The sequence below is a fragment of the Acinetobacter seohaensis genome (genome assembly GCF_056431365.1).
Genome location: NZ_JBWKMK010000093.1, coordinates 1 through 2,313 on the forward strand (window position 1 = coordinate 1; position 2,313 = coordinate 2,313).

Below are 2,313 nucleotides of genomic sequence, written 5' to 3' on the forward strand. Positions count from 1 at the left end.
TAACTGCAATTTAGGAGAGTGTTATGCCAATTCGGTGACTTTTTCTATCTTTTAACACCAATTCCAGTTTTTAGTTGAGTTTGAGATTGGTGTCGAGAGTAGGTCGCTGGTTTGTGCAAAGGTCTCTATAATTTTGTGACTTGTGTATCATTTTTCAATAATAGAGTAAGATTAATATGAATAAAATCTTTAAATTAATATGGAATAATTCATTGGGCCAATGGATTGTATGTTCAGAGCTTGGGAGAAAAGGGAAATCATCATCGAAAGTGACTTTATTGATTGGTGGTGTTCTGATTTCCTCAGCGAGTTTAGCTGTAGAGTGTACTAAAGGAACAAATGGCTCTGTTACGGTTAATAATACAAATAATACTGGAGCAAATATTAACTGTGAAGTGTCTACTATTTCACCTGAAATTGGAAACACAAGTGTTTGGAATACTGGGTTTTTAGTTTATAGCCAAAATGCCAACAGAAGCATAACGCTGACCAATGATTTAACCACAACACTCAAGGGATCGGGGGGGATTTCAGTCTATGGAACTGCACCTAATTTTACATCTGCTTTTAATGCTGCTGAAAAAACACTCAATCTTACAATTGCAAATTTAGATGCGAATAGTAGTAATCCAAATGGAGATAGTATTCCAAAAGTAGGATTGGGTGTTTCACATGGAGGTACATCAACCATTGGTACGTTGAATCTCACTATGTTAGACCTACCTAGGGGATCAACATTTGGTGAACGATTTGAGCACTATGGTGTAGTTGCGGGGTCAAGTGTTAATTCAGCAGAAACAGCTGCTTTTAATGGGATGAGGTCCAAAGCTATATTTGATAATTTAAATATTAAAATGAGTGCGAATAATCATTCATTGTTTGGTGGTACCTATCCATTAGTTGTTGGTATTCGTGCAATTCAAGGAGCACCACAATCTTCTGGTAATGGTAGTGCTGGTTATGTAGAGGTGAATAAAGATTTAAACATTGATATTAAAAATCAAAACAACGATGCCATTGGAATCTATATTTCGGGTTCGGAGCAAGGTGGTGTAGTACCAGAAGTTCATTTAAACAACAGTAATATCAGTATTGAGAGCACATCTGCTCGTGCAAATGCCATTCGTCTAGGGAAAACAGCATCAGTTGGTACAGGCGAGGGTCGTTTGTATTCTAAAGGAAAAATGGTAATTGATACGACAAAAGCAGTTAATGATTCAGCAATTGATATTATTTGGCAGGGCGCTTTATTAGATGCTAACTCGGAGACTTCTAGTACCGAAATCAAATCAGGCAAAGAGGCTATTAGTATTAGTGGTAATTCAAGTCAGGCCACAGATCAGACGACAACAACATTTAATAATTTAGTCATCAATAAAACAGCCACAAATACGGCAAGTTTAATTACTGTAGGAACAAACCAGAAAAACTATATTTTCTCTGCTAGAGGTGATAACACTTCACTGATCTCTAATACGGGAAATAATGCATATTTGATTGATGTTCAAGGAGCAAGTACAACGCCAAGCCAAGTCAATTATAATTTTGAAAATGGATATATGCAGGGACTTGTAAATAAAACAGACAGCTCTACTTTAAATCTCAATTTAAAAAATAACGCGACTTGGCAATTAGAAGCGAATGGAAATAGTACTCAAGCGAACTTTACAACATTAAATTTAATAAATTCACAACTTGTTGCTCATGATGTAAATCGCAGTAATCTACTTACAAATACACAATCTGCTTTTAACTTAAAAGGAAACGTTGTTGCATCCAACTCTCAAATTGATCTGGCTAATGGTGTGGCTGGAGACAAATTAACCATTACTGGCGACTATACAACTGGAAATAATACTTGGCTAATGGACTCTTATTTAACGGGTCTTGGACAGAGTGGTGATTTAGGTGTAGATGGTAAATCATATACAGATAACGTCAAAATTACAGGAAATGTGATTGACAAAGGTATTGATTGGGTTTGGATAAATAACCTTAATATTGTTGATCCAACAGGTAAAGAATCAATTTTGATGTATGACATAGATGGTACATCTAATGGTGAATTCTTATTACAACGTCGTGTTGTTAAAGGTGGTTACGAATATCTTTTAAATAAACATGCTGATGGTGACTGGTATCTAGAAAGTTTCAACATGAAAGGTGAAACGGGTGATACTGGCGCGACTGGAGCAACTGGAGCAACTGGAGCAACTGGAGCAACTGGAGCAACTGGAGCAACTGGAGCAACTGGAGCAACTGGAGCGACTGGAGCGACTGGAGCAACTGGAGCAACTGGAGCAACTGGAGCAA

General features: G+C 37.0%; 1 protein-coding gene. It reads left to right on the forward strand.

Annotation, left to right across the window (positions count from 1 at the left end):
• Window positions 1-176: 176 nt before the first annotated feature.
• Window positions 177-2,313, forward strand: a 2,137-nt coding sequence (locus AC07E5_RS09885; protein ID WP_498625360.1) for an ESPR-type extended signal peptide-containing protein, incomplete at its 3' end; no start/stop codon positions are given.